Source organism: Paenibacillus sp. G34 (assembly GCF_056856875.1).
Genome location: NZ_CM166469.1, coordinates 560,828 through 583,865, shown reverse-complemented (window position 1 = coordinate 583,865; position 23,038 = coordinate 560,828). Strand labels below are relative to the sequence as shown.

The window sequence follows — 23,038 nt, the reverse complement described above, 5'->3', positions numbered from 1 at the left end:
GATTGGTTGTCCGGTTGCGAAGAGGGTTAGAAGCTATACTCCAGTTAAAACGAAATCTGACATCTCGCGACAAGGAGCTGACTGACAAATGAACTTCGATCCTCTCTACCAACCTTATCCCTCGTACCGTGTGCCGGTATACGCCAAGCAAGGCATGGTTGCTACGTCGCAGCCACTTGCTGCGCAGGCTGGTCTGGATGTGTTGAAACAAGGCGGCAATGCGATTGATGCCGCCATCGCCACGGCAGCAGCACTCACCGTGCTGGAGCCGACCTCCAATGGCATTGGTGGCGATGCCTTTGCCCTCGTCTGGACGGAGGGCAAGCTGCATGGCCTGAATGCCAGTGGCCCCGCGCCTCAGAGCATTTCGATTGAGGCGCTACAGGCGGCAGGCTATACGGAGATGCCGAAGCTGGGGGTTGTGCCGGTGACGGTGCCTGGCGCACCGGCGGGTTGGGCAGAGCTGAGCCGTCGATTCGGACGGCTCACGCTGGCGCAAGTGCTGGAACCGGCCATCCGCTATGCGGAGGAAGGGTATCCGATTGCGCCGGGGCTGGCCCGCCACTGGGCACGGGCAGCCGAGGTCTATGCACGCCAGGGAGATGCGGAAGCAGGGCGTGCATGGTTTGAGACGTTTGCCCCTGGCGGGCGTGCACCCGCGGCGGGGGAACTATGGCGCTCGCCGGGCCATGCGGCCACGTTGCGCCGGATTGGCGAGAGCGAAGCACGAGACTTTTACGAAGGAGAACTGGCGGAACGCATTCATGCTTTTATGGCCGAGCACGGCGGTTACCTGACACGAGATGACCTGAAGGCTTTTCAGCCGGAATGGGTTGATCCGATCTCTGTTTCCTACCGGGGTTATGATGTATGGGAGATTCCGCCGAACGGGCAAGGACTCATCGCCCTCTCCGCGCTCAATCTGCTGAAGGGCTTCGACTTCGCCGAGAAGGAATCCGTTCTGGGTTATCACCGGCAGCTGGAAACGATGAAGCTGGCTTTTGCCGATGGAGAAAAATACATTACGGAAGAACGAAAAATGGGCGTATCCGTGGAAGAATTACTGTCTGAAGCCTACGCCGCAGAACGGCGCAAGCTGATTGGGGATACCGCACGTGCACCCGAGGCAGGTGATCCACGCGGAAGCGGAACCGTTTATCTGGCTGCGGCAGACGGTGAAGGCAATATGATTTCTTTTATTCAGAGTAACTATATGGGCTTTGGTTCAGGGCTGGTTGTGCCAGGTACAGGCATCGCACTTCAGAACCGCGGACATAACTTCTCGCTTGACCCGCAACATGCCAACGCACTGGAGCCGGGCAAACGCACCTATCATACGATTATCCCCGGATTCCTTACACAAGGTGATGAAGCAGTTGGACCATTCGGGGTTATGGGCGGTTTCATGCAACCTCAGGGTCACGTACAGGTCATTATGAATACGATTGATCATCATCTGAATCCGCAGGCTGCACTCGATTCACCGCGCTGGCAGTGGATTAAAGACAAAACGATACTGGTCGAGCAAGGCTTTCCTCCCCACATTGCACAAGCCCTGGCTCGCAAAGGTCATGACATCCAAACCGAGCTTGATTCGTCCCAATTCGGACGTGGGCAGATCATTTGGCGTAACGCCGATACAGGTGTGTTATGCGGAGGGACGGAAAGCCGAACGGACGGCTCAATTGCGGCGTGGTAGATGAAAAGACTTAAAAAAAAGAAACCTAAACACTATTAGTAGTTCTAAAGTGTTTAGGTTTCTTTTTAAGGGATGAGGTATTACTGTATAGAATTCATGTATTATCTGTCTCATTTGTTCTTTATTTTTTTCACAATCTTCAAGATTAGCACTAATCCCCAGTCGATAATATGATAAAAAACCGCTATGGAAAGTGCAGACCAGTAATCAGATATATATATACCATTAAAACTAGAAGCTAAACTGTAAATAATTATGCTATCTATGACAAGTGTAATCGCATTACGAGTATATATAGAAACCTGTGTCTTGAATCCATAATTTAAGATAGTCATAATTACTGGATGAACCAAAGTCTCGAAAAGAAGAAATCCAATCATAATAAGCACTGAAAAAACAATAATATCTCCAACTTGATCAAAATGAATAAAATGACTAACCTTTTCGAAGCTATAAAAAAATATGCTGTACAATGTTATAAAAATTATCATAGGCAAGATGATCAAAGAAGCTAGTACAGGAATAAGCCAGATCTTAACCTTAAGAGAAGGCAGGGGTTCCTTCTCTTTAACACTCATGTAATTGATTATCCAGTTTAGAGCAAGTAACAGAATTAAAAGTATTATGATGATGATGAGCCAGTGTGTTAAATTCATAATTTCTCCAATTATAAATCCATTTTTTGAATTAAATACCTTATTCAAATAAAAACTACTTTCTCGGCTATTCGCGAGAGTGTGGAGCGCATCAGTTCAGGAATTCAGCAGCTTGCTGAAGACATGACAAAATCGAGCAAACTTAGCTCACAGGTGCAGTAGGCGATTGAGAATATCAGCGCGATTTCCGAGCAGTCGGCCGCTAGCAGTGAAGAGATCACCGCTTCCACCGCGGAACAACAACGCTCTTTCTCCCAGGCGAGTATTAAGGTCAAGTCACTTCGTGATATTAGTGCCGAGATGCATCAGGAACTCCAGCGTTTCCGTCTGTAAGAGCAGCACACGAGATATGCGACCAATACAGTAGAGCGGATATGTGATAGTTAGGCTAAATTAAGGGGCTCTCTCCCCCTGCTCTCCTTCTGTAATTGCCAAGTGTGGTGGATTAACGTCTAACTCAGCGTTACGATCAGCTAGACAGGCTTTTCGAGGGGACTAGCAGATATTCATTCATGGCCATGGCGGAGTGTGCGCGTGAATTTTAGCGTAATATAATCGTAATTGAACGTAAATTTGATCGTAACGATCTCAGATGACCCTATTTGAATGATTTTGAGTCGTTTGAAATTCTAACGATCCCCATGGACCTATGTCAAGAAAGTAGACACTCACGCGACGGATTTGTCCGTAAATTTCTTCGCAAAACGAGCAGGGGAAAGATAACCTAGCGCACCATGCATTCGCTTGCGGTTGTAATAGAACTCAATGTACTGGTAAATGGCGTTATAAGCCTCTTCTGGATTCTTAAAACGAGGGTTACAGTAAATGAGTTCCTTCTTCAAAATACTGTGCCAAGACTCGATACATGCGTTATCGTAACAGTTTCCTCGGCGGCTCATACTGAGTTCCATACCATACGATTTCAGTTGCTCTACGTATTCTTTTGACGTGTACTGCGAGCCACGGTCCGAGTGATGGAGCAGTCCTGGAGCGGGGCGTTTGGCCCGGTAAGCATCATTCAATGCATCTAACACCAGACTCGTTTCCATATGGTTGTACAGACGCCAGCCTACAATTTCACGCGTACACAAGTCCAAAACACTGGCGAGATATAACCGGCCTCCTCGGCAGGGAATGTAGGTGATATCGGTGACCCATGCGGTGTTCGGTTTGGACGTTTGAAATTGCTGGTTCAGCGTATTTGCTGCAATGGGATGATGATGGTTAGAATTCGTTGTTTGGACACGATACCGTGGACTGTGCACGGAACGAAGATTCATTTGACGCATGTATATACTGACGGTACGGGAAGAGATTTTGTATCCTTCCAGATGGAGCGCATACGTAATTTTCGGACTTCCACACCGCTTCTGGTGGTCGTAGAAATGAAACCGAATACGTTTCATGATCTCAGCTCTCCGGTGCTGCTGCTTACTTGTTCGATCCATCCGCCATTTGTAATATCCGCTCCGTGACACATGTAACAGGGTGCACATCTTCTCCAAAGAAAACAGGGAGCGATGGTTTTCCACAAACTGAAACCTTAGCTCTTTGGTTTGCTGAAGATGTGCACTGCTTTTTTTACAATAGCCAGTTCCTCTTGCGTGTCCGCAAGCGTATGCTCTTTCTCTTGAAGCAAAAGGCGCATTTCTTTAAGCTCTGCTTCCAGTTCTTTCACTCGATCTACACTAGCTACGGGCTCATGTTTAAGTTCGCGATACTTGCCCATCCACTGGTGTAATGTACTTTTTGGAATGTTGAGTTCTTCTGCCAAGTCTCCAAGTGTCTTGGTCTGTTCTTGAATAAATTTTACCGTTTGCTTCTTGAATTCTTCATTGTATCGTTGCCGTTGTTCTCCCATATAGACACACCTCCGTTAGCCTTATTATCCTTCTGTCCGTTAACGGGTGTCCACTTTTTATTCTAGTTCCACCAGAGAGCTTATTTGGGTCAAAATCGAGGAAAATGGCCGCTTTTCATAGTAAATGATTGAAATAAGGTTCCCTGAGATCGTTAGAAAATAAAATGGGTGAATAAGTGCCAAATAAGGTTTCTCATGATCGTTAGAAATTTTCCACTCTGAACAACTGGGGATTAACGCTGAATAACGCTGCTTCGTCAAAACCGGAGTAGATCGTCGATTGGTTTGGTGGAATTGTGCAATGGTTGCGGGGATGAGATCGACTGATGGCTTGTACGACGGTTGTGTTGATGAGTTCGGTTGATCACTTGTGCGATGTTCGCGGCGATGAGTTGAGTTGGTCGAATTGTTCAACAGTGGCGGGGATGAGTTAGACTGATGACTTGTGCGATGGACGCATCGATGAGTCAAGCTGGTGGAATTGTTCAACGGTGGTGGGATGAGTTAGACTGATGGCTTGTACGACGGTTGTGTTGATGAGTTCGGTTGATCGCTTGTGAGATGGTCGCGGCGATAAGTTGAGTTGACTGAATTGTGCAATGGTTACGGGGATGAGATCGTCTGATGGCTTGTGCGACGGTTGTGTTGATGACTATGGTTAATACTGCTGTGACGTTTCCAGGTTGGTGCTGTGTACCAAAGATGTAACGATGTTTCTAGTAATATTAAGTTAGCTTCATATCAAAAAAAGGAGCCTACCATGATCTGGATAGGGCTCCTTTTTGATATGTTTATACTTGAACATGATACGTATTAAAACGTTAATGCCTTCGTATGATCATATACGCTGGTTAACGTGTTTACATCTATCTCACAGTGCATCGATGATATCTCCAGCGAGCAGAGAAGATGGATTGCCTCGCCGCAATGCTGCCCGTTCGGCGGCCTGCCCATGCAGGTATACACCGAACGCGGCAGCTTGCTCCGCGCTGAGGCCTTGGGCGAGCAGACCGGCGATGATACCGGTCAACACGTCCCCAGCGCCGCCCGTTGCCATGCCGGCGTGGCCGGTGGTGTTGATGTACGCCTCGCCGGAAGGCGTTGCGATGACCGTTCGTGCCCCTTTGAGCACAAGGGTCACGCCCTGCTCGCGGGCGTAACGTGCAGCGTGTCCAATTCGGTCACGCTGCACTTCGGGGGTGGACATGCGCAGCAGTCGGCCCATCTCGCCAGGGTGCGGCGTCAGTATGGTCGCCGCACTGCGCTGGCCCCAGGTGCGTGGCCCATCTGGGCCTGCATCTGCCAGCATGTTGAGGGCGTCCGCGTCGATGACGAGCGGACGATCCGCCTGTTGCCACAGACGGCGCAGCCAGTCGGTGTCGCCCTTGAAGCGACCGAGGCCCGGGCCGGTCGCAAGCACGTCGCGGCTCTCCGCAAGGCGCAGCACCGCTGCGGCGGAAGCCGCGTTCCATTCGCCGCTGTCGCCATCGGCTGCAGCAGCAAGCATGAGCTCGGGCACGGTGCCGATGACATGCGGCAGCAGTGCAGCGGGCAACGCCCATGTGGCGAGCCCGCAACCTGCGCGCAGCGCGGCTTTGGCCGAGAGCAAGCCTGCGCCGCTCATCGGCATGCTTCCTGCGGCCAGCAATACATGGCCGTAGGTGCCCTTGTGGCCGTCCGGTGCCCGGCGACGGCCTGTGTCCACGCGCAGCGCACCCCGCAGCACCTCGTCCGTCAGCAGACGGACCGAGGGGCCATGCTCGGGCGCAAACCGCGCGGGAATGCCGATGGCGCGCACCACGATGCGCCCAGCGGCAGATGCGCCCGGGTACTGCACCAGCCCGCGCTTAAGCAGCGCAAGGCATACGGTTACCCGGGCTTCAATGCACGGCTCGTGCACCTCCCCGGTGTCGGCGTTCAGCCCGCTGGGCACATCGGCGGACACGATCGGCTTGCCGCTGCCGTTCGCCTCCCGAATCAGCGCCGCGTACGCTCCGCGCGGCGCACCCCGCGAGCCGGTGCCCAACAGCGCATCTACGATGCCTGAGCACCGGCTAAAGTCCACGGCTTCGCGCCCGTGGACAACGGCCGGGATGCCGAGCTTCGCAGCGGCATCCCGTTGCACCGCGGCTTCCCCCCGCAGTGCCTCCGGGGCATCGGCGTAGACTAACGTCACGCCCAGCCCCGCTTCAAGCAAATGGCGCGCCGCAACCAGCCCGTCGCCGCCATTATTGCCCTTGCCGATCAGCATGTACCAATGCTGATCACCGGGATGCGCCATCACCAGCGCCGGATCGGCGATGATGTCGCCCCCGTAACCTAAGCGATCGCCGGGCCCGGTATGTGCCCGCCACGCTTCTAGCGGCTGGCCGCGGTCAGGCCAGCCATAAGCCCCATCACCGCCCTCAACCTGACCATTTCTACGCTGAGCTTTATCAACTTCTCCGCAATTGCCTCCACCACGATCATGATCAAGCATTCCTTCCCGGCACAGCTTGATGACTTCCTCGGCAATGGCTCTGCCTGCATTCTCCATCAGACTGACCGCAGGAATACCAAGCTGCTGAATCGTATACTCGTCCACAGCTCGCATCTGATCAGCGGTTACGATAAACAACACTCATCCCTCCCCGGTTGCATTATGCATAGCACTGCTTACAGCATCACACTCATGGGTCTTCCATTCTGATAAGTTTTCCATTGCCACTAATTTCCCAATCTATCTTGTGTTACACGTTTTCCAACCATTCGTGCCTTGTGAGTTTTCAACCCATTCATGTCTCATTGGTTCTCCGCTCGCTCATGGTTTGTCCATTCCAGTGTCCTGCCTTTAGCAAGGCACCATCATACTCACTTTGCGCCAAGAGCTTATCTGTTACATCTATAATTGTCCCATTTACCTATCTATCCTCAGTTAGTACCCTACCGTAAACCGCGCTTGAATAAACTGCGGATCATCCAATTCATCCACCAATGCTGCGGCAAAATCACCTACAGAAATGCTGCTTTCGCCCAGATCATCTGTAATGACACGAGTCATGCCAATCCGAAATTGACCTGTTCTCCGCCCTGTCGTAATCGTTGCTGCAGGACTCATATACGTCCAGTGAATGTTCGATTCTTCAAGAAGCCCATAAGCATCCGCATGAGCCTGTGCAAGAGGTTTGATTTCCTCAGGGAAACCAGGTGTATTCATCAGCATCTCGCCTGAATCGGTCATCAGACTGCCTGCTCCGCCAACAACAACCAGACGTCCGGCATTCGCACGGCGTACTCCCTCAATCAGTGAACGTGTTACTTCAAGCAATTCTTCTTCCTCGCCAAACTTCGGCCCGTAAGCACTTACGACCGCTTCTTGTCCCGCTGCAAAATCAGCAACCTGATCCGGGTTAAGCACATCTCCCTGCTCCACACGCAAGCGCTCGTGCACCATCTCCACCTTGGACGGTTCACGTACGACCGCTGTCACTTCATGCCCACGATCCATCAATTCCCACAAAATCGTCTTGCCAATCGCTCCGGTCGCTCCAAAAATCGCTACTTTCATATCTGAATCCCTCTTTTCTATCGATGTCATCTAATCAGCTATACCGTTATTTTAATACTTAATCCTGTTGTTATATACCTTAAACGGCTCACGCCATCTTAAACCGGATAGACATACTTGTAAACTCGAATCTCCATTAAAGCTACCAACACCTAGCCGAGAACGCTACCAACACCTCAGCCGAGCATTCCTATTTCGTCCACACATGGTTAATTTATAATTTTTTTCTTCCACCTCCCTAACCCTCTCTATCTCAGATCTCTTCCTGACCCCTTCTCCACCTGCTCTCCATCATCCCTCTACGCCCCTCTTCTCTCATTTAAATAATTCCATGTACGCAAAAAAAGCCGCACGAGCGGCTTCCACAATTCAAATTGTTTATCTGATCGACGCTTCTTCATCTGGGCTTAGTTGCTTATCTTATCCTGTCGCTTGTCCTATCCTGCTTGTTTACTCATATTCATCTTAACTTCGTTGCTTCCCCTGGCTCGATTGTTATCCTGGCTGAGTTACACCGTTGCGGGTTAAAAAACGAACCGCCTTCTCCGCCCAGATTCGCTCCGCATACACCTCATGCTGAAGATCATCTATGATATGCATCTCAAGTTGCCTATCGGCCGCCTCTACAGGCTCTTTCCGCTTCAATATCTCCCGATATAAGCACTCCGTCTGCTCTACCGGGCAGAGCTGATCATTCCGGCCGTGCACAAGCTGTAGATCTACTTCACACAACCTAGACGCATAGGTTAAAGGACTTCTATCCCTCAGTATGGATTCATTCTGTAACAATGCTCCAATTTCCGTTTGCAAAAATGATCTTAGCTTCGCACCACCACCCGCATATAAGCTGCTTAAGTCCGTGAACGGTGCACAAGCCACAACGGCGCTCCACAGCTCTGGGTTTCTGCCTGCAGCTAACAGCGCTAGGTAAGCCCCATAACTGACGCCGTACAGCGAGACTGCCGAATAGGAGCCTAGAACCTGCTCCCGAATCAACCGAATAACATCCGCATCCACACCGCCCCAATCATCCTGAATACGATGCTTGTAATCAGAACCAAATCCTGAACTACCGGGATAATTCAGCCCAATGACCCTTACTCCAACCTCACATAAACGCGCAATAACCGGGCTGTAACTGTCCAAAAGACAATTATGTGGCCCGCCGTGCAGGTAGATGACGGCCTGATCTCCACCTTCTGAATGGATATCCATATAAGGAATGAACTCATCCCCGTAACGCAAGTGTTTGTACTGAATCTCTGGCCGCTTTACAAAATTACTCACTGACACATCTCCATGCCTTACCGCAAGTAGAGTGATATCCCCAAACGACTCAAATATCCTACACCTGGCGGGCACCGGGGCAGTCGTAATGGACTCGAATTTCCCAATGAGGCTACGCTTGTCCCTGCTGTGAACCGCTTGTGTTAACGTTCCCGGATAATCACACAATTCAAATGTTTTTTCTCCATCCAGCGTGTACTGGACATATTGCCACTTCCCACGCAATATTCCCTCGCATAAGATATGCTGTTGATCGACATCCAGCTGGATACGAATCAGCTCAGAGAACGGCTCACAGTGCTCCAGACTGCCATGAACCACACGATCATGAACACTCATCCAACCAGGACAAAAGCCATCTTCCACCGGGAGGCAGACAGCAATCCGATCACCCTGCTTGTCCATCACCGGATAAGCATACTCCTGATAAGGAATTTTCCGAGATGATCCAGTATCTTTCCCGTAAAAATAAATTCTGCCGACTCCGCCCACATTAACACCGATCTCTCGCTCGGACTTGGCCCAGAACACAAATTGCGGGTTATCCAGCTCGGGAGTAACCCACTCGGCTTTTTCTTTTACCGGATCATACAGCCCGATCTGCACAGCCCCTGAACGATGCCTAACCGCAAAAAGCAGCTGGAGTTGTCCATCTTGCCAAGCAACCTGTATCACCGGAAACGGTAACTTTAGAGAGAGCGTTTGAATCAGTCTTATGTGCTCCCGCTCTTTTTGGAATACAACAATCCATCTCTCCGTCTTCTCCTGGGTGATTACTGCCGCTCGGCCTATTCCCATGAATTGAACATGTTGCACAATCTGGCCCCGGTCAGTCCAATGGTCGGAAAGACGATGCATAGCTCGGACATGGCCGGCATCGTCAAGCTCATACCATTCACATGTTTGGTCGTCATCACACAAGATCATGCTTGTGCGCTCGCGGTTCACACTCATTCGGTTCAGGAATGGATTGCCCAACCAGATTCCCTCCCCTCATGCCAATGCTTGAATTGCTCCCAGGAATCGAGCTGTAGTTCCAGCTTGAGCGTAACCTGCTTCTGTGTCGCCGCTGTTGCAGGACTCTCTGTTCCCAAACCACTTAACGCTTGCCGGATCATACGAATTTGCTGCAGATTAGATGCTGGCAATCCCGCGATCAGAAGACGATACACCTCTGCTGCACGTTCCTCTTCTCCTTGCTGGATCAGCACTCCAGCCAGTTCAATTGAACGTTGCAGCAATTTGGAAGGAATTGAACCCGTCTTCATCCTCAGCACCTGAATTAACATCTTGTATTCTAACTTCTGCTCGCCGAGCTGCTGATATACCGACATTTTTAATTGAAGTATATGCCCCAGCCAACCCGAGTACACACCTGTACATAGCTTCTCTGCAGCTATTAATGTCGTTTCCGCATCCATGAGAAGCCCTGCCCGAATCTGTAACCCTGCAATGTTTAGAGCCGTTTGAATCTGAAACACATGCCGATCCGGCCCTGGAGGAAGCTCCCGAATACGCATCCCGGCTCGCTTCTCCAGTTCAATTGCACGTGAGATATGGCCTTCCTGCATCTCAATTAATGCTTCACCGTTGTCTAGCGCAGCTTCTTTTCCAATGCGATAGACTTCATTTAATTCCTCATGCTCCAGAACGGCGCGAGCGTGGGCATAACATTCTCTTGCCGCGGCATAATCATCCCCGGTTTTGGTTAATAGCTGACCCAGTTCAAACCATAGAATAGCCTGCTGCGCTGCCGATAACTGTTGGAATATGGAGTTTTGACTAAAAAACCGAAAACAAGCTCTGTACCGCAAGCGATTATCTGACTTGCACAACAAAACCCAGGCCAGCCTGTTATAGAGAGCCAGTGCTTTACGCTGAACTTTACGTTGAAATTTGGCTTCGCTTTTATTGTGGAGTGTAGCCTCCGTCTGCGCTTTCCCCTGGCTGTTCTCTTCTTCCGCCTCATCGTGTCTACCAGCGATTCGCAACTGTTCATTTAACAAACGCCGGGTCTGTTCCGGAGTATCTCTCACCAGAGAAATAGCCAGCCTCGGAGCATGTCGGGGAAGGTTAACTCTCACGGGATATTGATGAAAAAATAATAAAACACTTACGTCCTTTAGTTTCTGACGATAGAGCAGATAATGAATGGCTCCAAGATCTGCCGGGTGCAGACCGGAGACCACCTCAACCAAGATCCATTTCCGTGGCCCCGGTGCCCAGCCAGCTCGATGGAATCGGAGCAATACATTTTTGCACGCCACCAAATCATCTATCGGGTGAACCGGGTTCAACTGAAATATGAGTGGCAATGTATGATACGCATCATCAAGCACAAGGCGAATCGCCTGATCCTGCCAATGCATACTTAACTTTTGCAACTCATGTTGTACGATATCCGAACGCCCTTCAACCACAAATAAACCTGGCTCGTGGCTTGCACGAAACCATGTACTTCTCAGGTCATGATAGTCCGTACTTTCCAGCAAAACAGGTTTCATGATTACTCCCTCTCTTTCCTGATCCGGCATACGTGTATAAGTTCAGGCACCTGCTGTAATGGCAGTGTACTCATCAAACGATAGCTCCCTTGATTGTTTGCATCGAGAGAAGCTTTGATCTGCTGTTCCGGGTCGGAACCGCACTGATGGAGAGCATAGGCAACCAGCCACCTGGCCCAGCCCTTGCGTTTTGCAGCGGGTACCGTGAAAATATGTGAGAGGAGTATACTGCCAAACTCATCGCTTAACAGACAGCCTCCGATCTTCGTTCTTTCTAGCGCCACAATTCCCGATCCTTCCAGTAAACGTCCATACACCCCCTCATAGATATCTTCCACTGCCTTGCGAGCAGCTTGGATTCCAGGGCACGTCGGATCACTGCTATCAAGCAAATGAGCCATAGCTTCGGCTTGACCTTCAGCGGGTTGCCACATCCCAGCCTGATCCGGCATTACCGGAACAGAAATATGCTTCCGTTTACCGTAAAACCGGTATCGTTGAGCCAGCACATCAGCCTTATACCCCAGCCTTTCCCATGGAAACGAGGCAGGCGCAGAACCATATATTGAGGTGTAGGATAAATTGTCCAATAAGGATGTGATCTGTCCTTCCCAATATGCATGAGATGAAGCTTCACTCCACAGATCCATCATATATTGACCTTCCCCTTGATCTATCAACAGCATGGAAGAGATCGTTTCTCTTTTCCCAGGCTCACTTGCATAGTATCGTCCCCCGACCTTTCCGGGTTCATACTGACATTGCGGCAGGATATCAGATATGGATGTTTGCATCATATACCTGTACCTCCCTGATCTGTTCGAAGCCTGAATATACCATGGGTTCATAAGAGACCTCAGGATAAAATCGACGAAGCAGAAAAGAGTAAATTCCCATGTATCCTGTCATATAATCCGGGGAGAATGATTCCATATCTTCCAGTGGCCACATCCACAGGTCTTCCTGTTCATCTTTACGAAGCACGTATAGATTCTGTGTATACTCTTTTAATTTGGCTTCATATCTGGCAGGAAAAATCCGATTCGCCATGATCAAAAAGTCCCCGTTACCCGCGATGCCATGACACTGGCCGAAAGAAGCAAAAATGGTTGATCGGGCTACCGCATCTGCGGCCTGCTGACCAAGTCTGTAACATACCGGATCTTGCAGAACCTCGGCCGCAGTGAGTAAAAATCGTCCTATACCCGCTGAACCATTACACCAATGAACCCAGAGAGCGTCCGGCTTTTCGGGAGAAGCGGGCCATAACCTCACCCCATTCTTTCCTTCGTAACTCACACGTTCCAGCGTATCCACAATGCGCTTCACCGCCGAATAATACTCGCCCTTCCCCGTCTGCTTCGCTAAGGCAAGCAAGAAATAACCGATCCCTGCAATGCCATGCGAAAACCCATACGAGTGATGGCTTTTTTTATCCGACTTGTCCTTCACTTCCCACATGCTCAGTCCGTTTTCTGTCCGCTTTTCCTGCTGTAAGATCATTTCACCGAGTTCGTCAGCTCTTGTTACAAGCTCGGCACACCCTCCAAGATGGTGTACCTCCATTAGCATTAATCCTAAACCTGCCGCTCCATGACTGATATTGGTTTGTACCGGGTCATGTCTCGTCATCTCCAAGGCCAGATTTTCAGCAACGCGAAGTAACGGTTTATCATCCAGCGCATCCGCTGTCTGTGCCAGTGCCCAAGGAACAGCCCCATAACCGAAATACAGGCTTTCTGGCGTTTCTCCGGGAACATAAGGCGTATGATTCACTATCCACTCCAATACTTCACGTGCATACTGATGATACTTTCTGTTCTGCGTAATCTTCCCAAGCTGATGAAAACCATAGGCCATGCCCGTCCATCCAAAGTTGAAATTAGCCGGGTGAAACATCTTGCTCATCCTATTTTCGGGATACAACTGATGAGGATGATTAAAATCAAGAGATTGAACCAACTTCGCAGCCATAAGCTCGGCTTGATGGAGCACTTCTTCTGCCTTCATGCCAGCTTCATTGGTGCCCAAAAATCGCTCGTTCCCCGTTAAATCAGCCTTCTCTTGTTCATGCATACGCATTAGCTGTTCACGTATTGCGGTTAAATCGTTATATCGTCCAGACATAATCTCGATCCCCAGACTTCCCAGCCCCAGAAGCTGGCTATCATTGAGATTGTCCAAATAGGCTTGTCCAGCAGACAGATGAGACTGTCTGTATTTCAGATAAGGGTCCATGGAGGTTGCCATGTAATAATAAACGGCTCCCAGCGCGTAGAGATCATCGGAGTATTCCGAGCGCTGACTATGCTCTCTTCCTCGAAGCACATAACCAGGCGTGTGCCCTGTTAACGGTTTTACCTGATTATTGCTATGTTTCACATAGGCTAACTCCAGATCGATTAATCGTACACTTCCGTCAAGCAATACCACAATATTGTTGGGCGTGAGATCATTGATGACAATTCCTCTATCGTGAAACTCTTTCACGATATCCAGAATATCTAAGCCGATACGGTAAAATTCTATCTGATGAATGCCATCGGCAGCTACATGTCTGCGGTGGACATGCTCGCGCAAGCTGATGCTCTCGAAGTATTCCAGAATCAGATATCGATTCCGTTCAGCACTGAATAGATCGAATGGTCGCGGAGTATACCCCGTATCCTTCATCAGATCAAGCACATGATACTCGTTATCCAGATAATCATGGGCAGAACGTCCGGCGCCATCCACGCGCATGAGATGAACCGCTTCTTTCATCACTGCTTGCTCATTCCGGGACGTGGAGACAAGAAATACGCCTCCTTTACCTGACTTTTTGAGCGCCCGTCTCACACGAATTTCCCGTGTCCCAAACTCATTGTTACTGGAATCAGATGCATTACTCATTGCTAAATTTTCATTCTTCCATCCGGTCTGTATGTGCACCAGTTCTTCCGGCTCATCTACCCAGTCAGGTTTGTATCTGCCAGGTGTCCTTCGATCTTCCTCCAGTTTACCTTCCGGGTTCTGGATGGCATACACTTTTGCACCAGAGAAACGGTCATAATAGAATCTGTCTACAAAGGCTCCATAGCGATAAAATACACATGAACTTCCCCTGTAAGCCCGATCTGTAGGGATCGCGGGTCCTTTCAGATCCCCCGTACATGTATACATCTCCTCAAGCAATTGTATAAATTGTTCATCACTGCGTGCATAGATCGTCACACACTTCCCTGTCTGGGGCAGCGGTGTAGAACCATTGGATGTTTCAATTAACTTCATCCCACTATTTACGACTTTCCACATCACACCATACGTTGTCAGAATCGGTGTAATCCTTCGTAGCAGCTCCGCTCCCTCTACAGGCACAATCGATAAATGAATCTTCCATCCCTGCCGGGGAAGTGTTAATCGGTCCGGCTTAAAACAAATCCAATGGCCGTCATTCGACCATTGGATGGATTCGGGTAGATCCCGGATTATATGTTGCAAAGCGTTCTCATAGGAGTCCTTCTTTTCAGTCAGGCTTGCTGATTTCAATGAGAATCACTCCTTTTTAGAAGTAGAGTAAGAGGGGGAGGTACAATTATTTTAGTTTAGTAATACGAAATCAAAGACTTATCTTACGAATCATTCAGTGGTTCGAGACGATGAAGAGTTCTAAGACTCTACAACGATCGTTTGTGAGCTTGTCCAGCTGCACACTGTACACAAGCTAGTTTCCTCGAACATGTTGTTATCCTCTTCAACCTCCAGAGCCATCAAATCCTGTACAGATAAAATTTCCTTGTTTTCCATGATAAATTACCTCCCATTTGTCTCCCCCTCTTATAAACCAAATTCTACATAAAATTTTAAATTCCTTCTTTTTAATTGAATTTTTTTACATAAATTATTTATTAAATCCATATATAGTTGTAATACCTGTCATAACCTTTGCTTTTTCCTCAAAAAAAGGAGTAATCTAACATCAAACACCAGCCGAAACGGACGATTTCCTGTGTGAGGTGTGTCCTGCTCGATCTTCTCGAAAAGGTCTGACAAACAGGCTCGCCGTGCCCATAAAAATAACAAATATGCCGATTCCCATGTACACCCAGGATGGACTGTAGGCTTCAATTAACCATCCTCCGAGTAACAAACCGAGCGGATTGCTCACCCCGCTCATAAGCACTCCCATACTATTCATAACACGTCCTCTTTTTTCTTCCGGTGTGGATAGCAGAATGGAAGTGACTAACGGTACATTTACAAGAGCAAGCCCTAGCATTAACAAGAAAGAACAGGCAATGGCAAAGTACAAGTTAGGATACATCGGCATCAACAGCAAGCTTGCGCCCGAGATCAGATAACTGATTAGGAACCAATGGGCCAGCGACAGACGTTTGGCATATTTTCCACTGAGCAAAGAACCAACGATACTGCCAGCGGCAAAAGCAGATTGAAGCAACCCGTATCCTTGTGGTCCGGCTTCAAGCACCATATTGGCAAAAATCGGGGTGAAGATATGTAGCGGGGCTCCTGCAAAATTGATAATGGCACCAAAGATAATACAGCAAGCCAAAACTTTGTTTGAAAATAAAAAGGTGATGCCTTGCATGCTATCTCTGACAAAACCTGAAAATCCTTTTTGTTTGACCACTTTGGTCACAGGGATACGAATAAAGGCAATCGCAAGTGCGGATAACAGAAAAGTGATCGCATAGATGAACAGGATGGACTGTACGGAGATGAAGGCAATTAAAATTCCCCCTAAGGCATAACCGAGCAGTTCTATCGTTTTGGAGGAAGAGTTTAATAGGGCATTGGCAGGAGCGAGTTGCTCTGCCGGTTTGGGCAGAATTGCCGGAATGACCGTCTGAGTGGCAGGGTTGAACATGAAACCGAGAATCGCAATGAGCAGATTGGCCGCATAGATATGCCACGGAAGCATGCTATCCGTCAAAAATAACATCGCCAGGATACAAGCAATAACTGCTCTCCATATATCGGTCCAGATCAGTAACTTTTTCTTCGGCAGGCGGTCACTAATCGTGGCAAGTGGAATACCCAGGAAAGCATAGATCAAATAGGGAAGCATCGGAATTAATGCCGCAGCAAGTGCGGATTCAGTTAGCTGCAAGATATACCACATCGTGGCCATGGAAAATAAAATCTGACCTGCACCTGAGACAAGCCTGCCTACCAGTAACACTGTAAAGGAAGGTATTCGTAACACGGCAAGGTAGCCGGCTTCGCCAGTCTTATTCGTTGTTTTCTGGTTCATTCCCATCGCCTCCAATCGGAATTTCTTCATGCTCATCCGCTTGTTTTAATTGAGCAACCAGACCCGAATCTTGTATTCTGCGCTGCATTTTGGCTTTGACTTGTTCCAGTTCTGCGGTGTATTCCTGCAACTCGTGAAACAGCGTCTGGTGCGTGCGAATTCCTTCCCGAATCAGCATTGCAGTCGCATCCGAGCGATTTTTGGCGAGTTCCAGAAATACCATTTGGTCGATTACATCAATCTCATCCTGACTTAATCGAACGGAAACTACCCCCTTGGTACCGGAAAGATTTTTAGCAGCCTGTTCCATCGATCGCTCAACCATTTGATTGAACTGTATTTTTTGATTTTTGTTCAACATTTTCCCTCCATATTTTATAATCTGTAATTTGTAAATCGTAAATTGTATTTATTTTACATTATCATGTAAAAATATGGTTGTAAAGCAAAAAACCTTTGGTTTCCCAAAGGTTTGCGGTAACTATTTTTGTTGAACCTGCTGTATTGGCGGTTTCCGGTTTATACTTTATTCCCCCTGCCTCCACCACATGCCTTCCGATTTCGGGCTTGTATATTCAAAGCCAAATTGAGCATACAGGCGATCCGCAGGAACATCAGCCAGTAGACTGACCAACCCCCGCGCAGGCACAGCTTCACGCAAATAGTTCATAATTTCGATCATGATCAGTTTTCCATACCCCTTCCCCTGAAGATCAGGATGCACTGCAATATCGACCACTTGAAAAAAACAACCACCATCCCCAATGACACGTCCCATCCCGATGAGAACATCGGCTTCTCGCAAACACACCGCAAATAAACTGCGAGGCAGCCCTATCTCAGCCCCCTCCCGGCTCATCGGACTCAGCCCCGCAATCTGCCGCAGTGCCAAATATTCAACTGCAGCCGGCGGTGCATGTTCAATGTTCACCTCGTTCATCTGTTACTCCCCTCTCCTGTTAGAAACTCTATAACCAGAATAAACTCTACATCTTAGCTTTTAATTCCTCCATAACCTATGACATTTTTTCTGATGACTTGGCCTCATGCCAGGATTCCAATAACAAGACTGGTGGAATATACATTGGCATCATCCATTGATAAGACAAATCTTTCAGCAACTCACCCAGCCAAAATTGCCCTTGATCATCCAACTTCATTTTCCATCGCCCGCTAATCATCGTTTTCCCCTGATCTACAAGTTCACGGGCATCCTCATAGGCAAACTCTTTTCCTTTGTTTTGTTCGATCGATTCGAGTGTTTGCTCATACAATCGTTGTTGCTCCGCTTCCATTTCCTCTGTAAAGTCAGAGTCATACACTTGAGAAAAGTTAAGCCCTTTGAATTTATGTTCCTCAACCCATTGTTTAAACTTTTCAGTAACAAAAACCTGTACACCTGGAGTTTCTTTAATCTTAAACATACACGTTCCATGGGGTATTTTTGAAGGATCAAATACAAGCTTGTTAAAACGGGCCCATGATCCGTCTTTAAATCTCCCAATCTCAGAACGGTTATAATCAACACAATCCAAAACATTAACGACATTGAGCATAAACAATTCTTCATTATCATTTGTTAAAGGTAGAAACTCCACTTCACCTTCTAATAATCGATCTTTGTCCATCGCCTCTTTCACTCTTTTTGAGATTACAGGCTTACCAATAACATAATCAGGAAAATCAATATACGTTCTTTTGTAGAGAGTTTCTAAATTTATACTGGTCCATTCCGTTAACTTAGATTCACCATGAAAATCACTATTAATTGGGTGATCATCATTATCCACTGCTGCTAATAATTTCGATTTTGGATTATTTTTAAATGCATAAACTTTTATATTGTCCACCTCGCTAATAAATTACCTAAGCCCCAATTCTAATCTTCCTTCTAGTAACCCTTACGCACACACTCAATTCTATAGGGCAGGAGCATAGAAGTAGGTTAATTTCACATGTTCATTGTTCCAGAAGATCAGACTCATGCCAGGATTCCAATAACAAGACTGGTGGAATATACATTGGCATCATCCATTGATAGGACAAATCTTTCAGCAACTCACCCAGCCATAACCTCCCCTGATCATCCAACTTCATTTTCCATCGCCCGCTGATCATCGTTTTCCCCTGATCCACAAGTTCACGGGCATCTTCATAGGTATACTCTTTTCCTTTGTTTTGTTCGATCGATTCAAGTGTTTGCTCATACAATCGTTGTTGCTCCGCTTCCTTCTCTTGAGTAAATTCGGAGTCAAACACCAGCGTAAAATCAAGCCCTTTAAACTTGTGCTGCTCCACTACCTCTTTAAATTCTTCTGTTACATAGATTTGGTGAGATGCTGTCTCCTTCACCTTAAAAATCACCGTCCCAGGTGGTATTTTAGATACGTCGAAGAATATTGTATTGAATCTGGAGAAACGCCCCTTAAAACTATACATCACATCTGAACGTTTCCAATCCACACAATCAAGGATAGTGACCACATTAACAGCGTATAGATCCAAGCTGTCATGTAGCAATTCAAGAAACTCTACATGTGACTGTAACAAAGAAACCAATGCATCTCTTACTTCACCTGTCACAATGAGTTTTCCTAGCGTAAAATCCGGGAAGTCATGATAAACTCTTTTTTTTAACGTGACTACCTTAACTGGCTCCCAAAGCTCTTTTAACGGGCTACCATTAAAATCAGAATTAAGCAGGTGCTCTGAATTTTCTAAATTTATATCCATACTATTCTGATGGCCACTCAGTTTGTAGACTTTCAGTATCCTCATCTTCTTTCTAACATTTCTATAGGGTAGGGGCATAGTAATAGGTTAATTTCACGTGCTTATTGTTCCAGAAGATTGGCCTCATGCCAGGATTCCAATAACAAGACTGGTGGAATATACATTGGCATTATCCACTGATAAGACAAATCTTTCAGCAACTCACCCAGCCATAATTGCCTTTGATCATCCAGCTTCATTTTCCATCGCCCGCTGATCATCGTTTTTCCCTGATCCACAAGTTCACGGGCATCCTCATAGGCATACTCTTTTCCTTTGTTTTGTTCGATCAATTCAAGTGCAGCATCATACAATCGCTGCTGCTCCGCTTCCTTCTCTTGGGTAAATTTGGAGTCATATACTACGTTGAAATTCAAACCTTTGAATTTATGTTCTTCCACCACTTGTTTGAATAGATCGGTAACGAACACTTCTACGGTGGCGGTCTCTTTTATTTTAAACATATATGTATCCACCGGAATTTTAGAAAAATCAAACACCAGTTTGTTAAAGTCAGCCCAAGAACCATCACTATATGTCCTGATATCTGAGCGATTCCAATCTACACAATCCAGTACATTAATAACATTTACTACGTATAGCTTTAGTTCTTCATGCATTAAAGGGAGAAATTCTGCCTGACGGAAAATACGAGGTTCGAGTACCGTTCTAACGTTTTCTTTCATAATGGGTACCCCTGGTAACAATCTAGGAAAGTCACTATATCTTTTTTTACACGATGTTTTCACTACAGTTGGAGTCCAGATCCCACCTTTTATAACCCCTTTAAAATCTGAACCCAGTTCATGTTGCCGATCAATATAATTTATTTCCATACAACTATCTTTATGTCTTAGTGCGTATACCCTCAAAAAATCCCCTCCTTATTTCTTCTTGATCTAATGATTCAACTGCTTGAATTCATCTACTTCCTGTGTAATAGTGAGAGAAGGCTTGCGTAAAAGCGTGTTTAGATACGTCAAGTTGGCTGTAAAGGAGGAACTATTGTGTTTCAACGTTGGTTGGATAACCTGTCATCACATCCCGATGCTGCGTTCATACTACTGGGTGTGATTGCCTTGCTTCTGGCCGTTTATCTGTGGTCCGCCACAGAAATTCGTCGCAGCCATGAAAGGCGTATGCAAAAGATACGAGATACACTATACATAAGTACGAGACTTTTGGGACAACTCAGCACCGAGGAACAACGAAAATATGCAACAAATGAACACGAACATCACGAACTGTTAAAAGCAATGCACACCTGCAAAGCGGCCTCATGTCTCTCCCCGCAGCTTCAGGATCAGATTCGTGACTGTGTTAAAAATGAGGATTCAGCCAGACTCGCCCTGATGCATAAAGCACTCGAAAGGGAATGCACCGCACTATCGGACGAACTCAGTCATAATACGCATTCCGTACACTGGGGCCGTGCCATCTGGACAATTATTCGACCCGCTGCTGAACCTGTTGCACTCGCAGCCACCGCCATTTTGATCGGAAATCTGTTCTACACTCAGCGGATCGCAGGTACATCTATAAATACCTGGAACAGCCTGTTGCCTTGGATTCAGGCCATTTCCCTTATGCTTACGATACTTTATGGTTATTTGCTATGGGCCAGTCCAAAGCGTGGCACTTCAGGAACGTTGGTCAAATGGCTTGCACTCCTGATTGCACTGTGCTCTCTGCTTCACCTGATCGGGCTGGCAGCAGCTCCATATGCGCTTGCCTTGCAACTCATCCTGTTTGCTTCAGGCTTCAGAATCACCGGATCACGTTCCCGAAGCGAACGTCCCTACGCCGGGCACACTGAAGTGGATAAGGACGCCAGCAATATGGCTATGCCGGTAAATGAGCCTAGTGAAGAGGATATCCCTTCCCCTGTTACACCCCGCAGATCGGGTTCGGCATCTGATAAATAACAAGTTTAAAGGCAATTGCCAAAATTTCCACACTTCAGAGTTACAACATTTTTTCTGCTAATACCCGGACGCATACAAAAACGGCTGTCCCTAAGTCATCATGACGAAAGGGACAGCCTGTTTATTTTTAGAAGTAGCCATATAAGACAGAGATAAAACTGAACTATCCCTTGGCACTCGCGTTTGATCCACGAACGGAACGGGCAGAGCTGCTTCTAGCGGTATTGCCGGATTTGGAGGCACTGCCTGAGGGGGTATTTTCAAAACGTTTGCGCTCGGTTCGCTCCATCTGTACAATCTGTCCCTCATGCACCACGATATGCAATGAACCAAACTCCATGTCATCCAGCTGCCCGGCAATTCGGTTTAACCATACCTCATCCACTTTTAACGGCTTAGCCACTTGAGCCGCCTCCTCTTCTCGGGTTACCACCCGTTATAATCCTGTGCGAAGCTGTATTTCATCCTTTTAATTATAATTCATTCTTATCCAACCTATATACTTGGTTTATACAATATCAGGGCTTCCAGCAGCTGTCAATTGATATTTTAGTCCCCAACAGCGGGTTTCTTCTGGAGTTTGTTTTCTTATGCTTTCGATTCACGCTATGCCTTTTCCAAAACAGCTTTATGCCCAAGCCAGCTCTTGATTAGCAACGTAGCCAAGGCCAGAATCAGTAGTAGTGAAGCCACCGCAAAAGAAGCCGAAAACTGATATTCGTTATACAAAATCTCGACGTGCAGTGGCAGGGTATTCGTTTCTCCGCGAATGTGCCCTGACACCACAGACACTGCTCCGAACTCACCCATAGCACGTGCATTACAGAGAATGATACCGTACAAGAGGCCCCATTTAATATTAGGCAATGTTACACTCCAGAAGATACGCCAACCGGAGGCCCCAAGCGTTACAGCCGCTTCTTCTTCCCGGGTGCCTTGATCTTCCATCAGCGGAATCAGTTCTCTCGCCACAAAAGGAAAGGTAATAAATAACGTCGCTATCACAATTCCCGGCAGTGCAAAAATGATTTTGATATCATGCTCGGCCAGCCACGGGCCAAACCATCCGTTTGAGCCAAACACCAAAACAAAGATCAAACCGCCAACGACAGGCGAGATGGAAAAGGGAAGATCAATCAGTGTGATGAGCAGTCCTTTACCTTTGAATTGGAACTTAGTGATGACCCAAGCCGCCGCCACGCCAAAGATCGTATTTAGCGGAACGGTTATTGCGGCAACCAGCAGTGTCAGCTTCAGTGCAGACCAGGCATCCGGTTCCGTCAGCGCAGCGATGTAGACCCCCCAGCCTTGCTTCAACGCTTCCATCAGCACGATGGCCAGCGGCAGGATCAGCAGCCAGATCAGGACGAGACTCGCAAGTCCGATCAGTAGCCATTTTACCCAAGGGGCTTCTGTTGTGGCACGATTCGTACTGCGGCCGGTTTTTACAGGTGGAACAGAACTAAGGGGGACAGAACCCGCCATAGATACACCTCCTTCGGTTTGGGTGAGTGTGCCACAGAGTGGCTGTGT

At 47.6% G+C, this 23,038-nt stretch carries 20 protein-coding genes; 2 read left to right on the top strand and 18 right to left on the bottom strand.

Features of this window, described 5'->3' with window-relative positions; genetic code table 11:
• Positions 1–88: 88 nt before the first annotated feature.
• Positions 89–1,699, top strand: a complete 1,611-nt coding sequence (locus AC1VYS_RS02755; protein WP_482912904.1) for a gamma-glutamyltransferase family protein — start codon at positions 89–91, stop codon at positions 1,697–1,699.
• Between the two features lie 110 nt (positions 1,700–1,809).
• On the opposite strand, the gene AC1VYS_RS02750 is transcribed toward AC1VYS_RS02755, so the two are convergent.
• The 16 genes from AC1VYS_RS02750 to AC1VYS_RS02675 form a co-directional block, all read right to left on the bottom strand.
• Positions 1,810–2,277, bottom strand: coding sequence for a hypothetical protein (locus AC1VYS_RS02750; protein ID WP_482934467.1), 468 nt, complete (start codon positions 2,275–2,277; stop codon positions 1,810–1,812).
• A 746-nt stretch (positions 2,278–3,023) separates the two neighbouring features.
• The gene (locus AC1VYS_RS02745; RefSeq protein WP_482912902.1) at positions 3,024–3,887 is read right to left on the bottom strand and encodes an IS3 family transposase; all 864 of its coding nucleotides are present in this window, start codon (positions 3,885–3,887) and stop codon (positions 3,024–3,026) included.
• Positions 3,888–3,898: 11 nt separating this feature from the next.
• A complete protein-coding gene (locus AC1VYS_RS02740; RefSeq protein ID WP_482912901.1) occupies positions 3,899–4,216 on the bottom strand; it encodes a transposase in 318 nt (105 codons plus the stop codon).
• Between the two features lie 871 nt (positions 4,217–5,087).
• Positions 5,088–6,833: an NAD(P)H-hydrate dehydratase gene (locus AC1VYS_RS02735; RefSeq protein WP_482912900.1), complete on the bottom strand. Its 1,746-nt coding sequence runs from the start codon at positions 6,831–6,833 to the stop codon at positions 5,088–5,090.
• 297 nt (positions 6,834–7,130) lie between these two features.
• A complete protein-coding gene (locus AC1VYS_RS02730) occupies positions 7,131–7,763 on the bottom strand; it encodes an NAD(P)-dependent oxidoreductase (RefSeq protein ID WP_482912899.1) in 633 nt (210 codons plus the stop codon).
• A 495-nt stretch (positions 7,764–8,258) separates the two neighbouring features.
• Positions 8,259–10,028 (bottom strand): alpha/beta hydrolase family protein, encoded by a 1,770-nt coding sequence (locus AC1VYS_RS02725; protein WP_482912898.1) that lies wholly within the window; start codon positions 10,026–10,028, stop codon positions 8,259–8,261.
• The gene (locus AC1VYS_RS02720) at positions 10,010–11,584 is read right to left on the bottom strand and encodes a hypothetical protein (RefSeq protein WP_482934466.1); all 1,575 of its coding nucleotides are present in this window, start codon (positions 11,582–11,584) and stop codon (positions 10,010–10,012) included. Before AC1VYS_RS02720 ends, AC1VYS_RS02725 begins: the two co-directional genes overlap by 19 nt.
• A complete protein-coding gene (locus tag AC1VYS_RS02715; protein WP_482912896.1) occupies positions 11,557–12,351 on the bottom strand; it encodes a hypothetical protein in 795 nt (264 codons plus the stop codon). The genes AC1VYS_RS02720 and AC1VYS_RS02715 overlap by 28 nt, the downstream gene beginning before the upstream one ends.
• A complete protein-coding gene (locus tag AC1VYS_RS02710) occupies positions 12,329–15,082 on the bottom strand; it encodes a lanthionine synthetase LanC family protein (RefSeq protein WP_482912895.1) in 2,754 nt (917 codons plus the stop codon). Before AC1VYS_RS02710 ends, AC1VYS_RS02715 begins: the two co-directional genes overlap by 23 nt.
• A gap of 120 nt (positions 15,083–15,202) precedes the next feature.
• Complete coding sequence (locus AC1VYS_RS02705) at positions 15,203–15,340, bottom strand: hypothetical protein (RefSeq protein WP_161799395.1); 138 nt, start codon at positions 15,338–15,340, stop codon at positions 15,203–15,205.
• A 172-nt stretch (positions 15,341–15,512) separates the two neighbouring features.
• The gene (locus tag AC1VYS_RS02700; protein WP_482912894.1) at positions 15,513–16,808 is read right to left on the bottom strand and encodes an MFS transporter; all 1,296 of its coding nucleotides are present in this window, start codon (positions 16,806–16,808) and stop codon (positions 15,513–15,515) included.
• Positions 16,786–17,166 (bottom strand): ribbon-helix-helix domain-containing protein, encoded by a 381-nt coding sequence (locus AC1VYS_RS02695; RefSeq protein WP_482912893.1) that lies wholly within the window; start codon positions 17,164–17,166, stop codon positions 16,786–16,788. Before AC1VYS_RS02695 ends, AC1VYS_RS02700 begins: the two co-directional genes overlap by 23 nt.
• Positions 17,167–17,334: 168 nt before the next feature.
• Positions 17,335–17,748, bottom strand: coding sequence for a GNAT family N-acetyltransferase (locus tag AC1VYS_RS02690; RefSeq protein WP_154891398.1), 414 nt, complete (start codon positions 17,746–17,748; stop codon positions 17,335–17,337).
• 76 nt (positions 17,749–17,824) lie between these two features.
• Positions 17,825–18,658 (bottom strand): imm11 family protein, encoded by an 834-nt coding sequence (locus AC1VYS_RS02685; protein ID WP_482912892.1) that lies wholly within the window; start codon positions 18,656–18,658, stop codon positions 17,825–17,827.
• 109 nt (positions 18,659–18,767) lie between these two features.
• Positions 18,768–19,541, bottom strand: coding sequence for an imm11 family protein (locus tag AC1VYS_RS02680; protein ID WP_482934465.1), 774 nt, complete (start codon positions 19,539–19,541; stop codon positions 18,768–18,770).
• Between the two features lie 101 nt (positions 19,542–19,642).
• Positions 19,643–20,266: an imm11 family protein gene (locus tag AC1VYS_RS02675; RefSeq protein ID WP_482912890.1), complete on the bottom strand. Its 624-nt coding sequence runs from the start codon at positions 20,264–20,266 to the stop codon at positions 19,643–19,645.
• Positions 20,267–20,587: 321 nt separating this feature from the next.
• Between AC1VYS_RS02675 and AC1VYS_RS02670 the strand changes: the two genes are divergently transcribed.
• Positions 20,588–21,505: a hypothetical protein gene (locus tag AC1VYS_RS02670; RefSeq protein WP_482912889.1), complete on the top strand. Its 918-nt coding sequence runs from the start codon at positions 20,588–20,590 to the stop codon at positions 21,503–21,505.
• A 163-nt stretch (positions 21,506–21,668) separates the two neighbouring features.
• Here the strand turns inward: AC1VYS_RS02670 and AC1VYS_RS02665 are convergent, their stop codons facing one another.
• Both AC1VYS_RS02665 and cysW read right to left on the bottom strand, forming a co-directional pair.
• Positions 21,669–21,908: a YezD family protein gene (locus tag AC1VYS_RS02665; protein ID WP_482912888.1), complete on the bottom strand. Its 240-nt coding sequence runs from the start codon at positions 21,906–21,908 to the stop codon at positions 21,669–21,671.
• A 203-nt stretch (positions 21,909–22,111) separates the two neighbouring features.
• Positions 22,112–22,990, bottom strand: coding sequence for a sulfate ABC transporter permease subunit CysW (gene cysW / locus AC1VYS_RS02660; protein ID WP_482912887.1), 879 nt, complete (start codon positions 22,988–22,990; stop codon positions 22,112–22,114).
• Between the last annotated feature and the right edge of the window lie 48 nt (positions 22,991–23,038).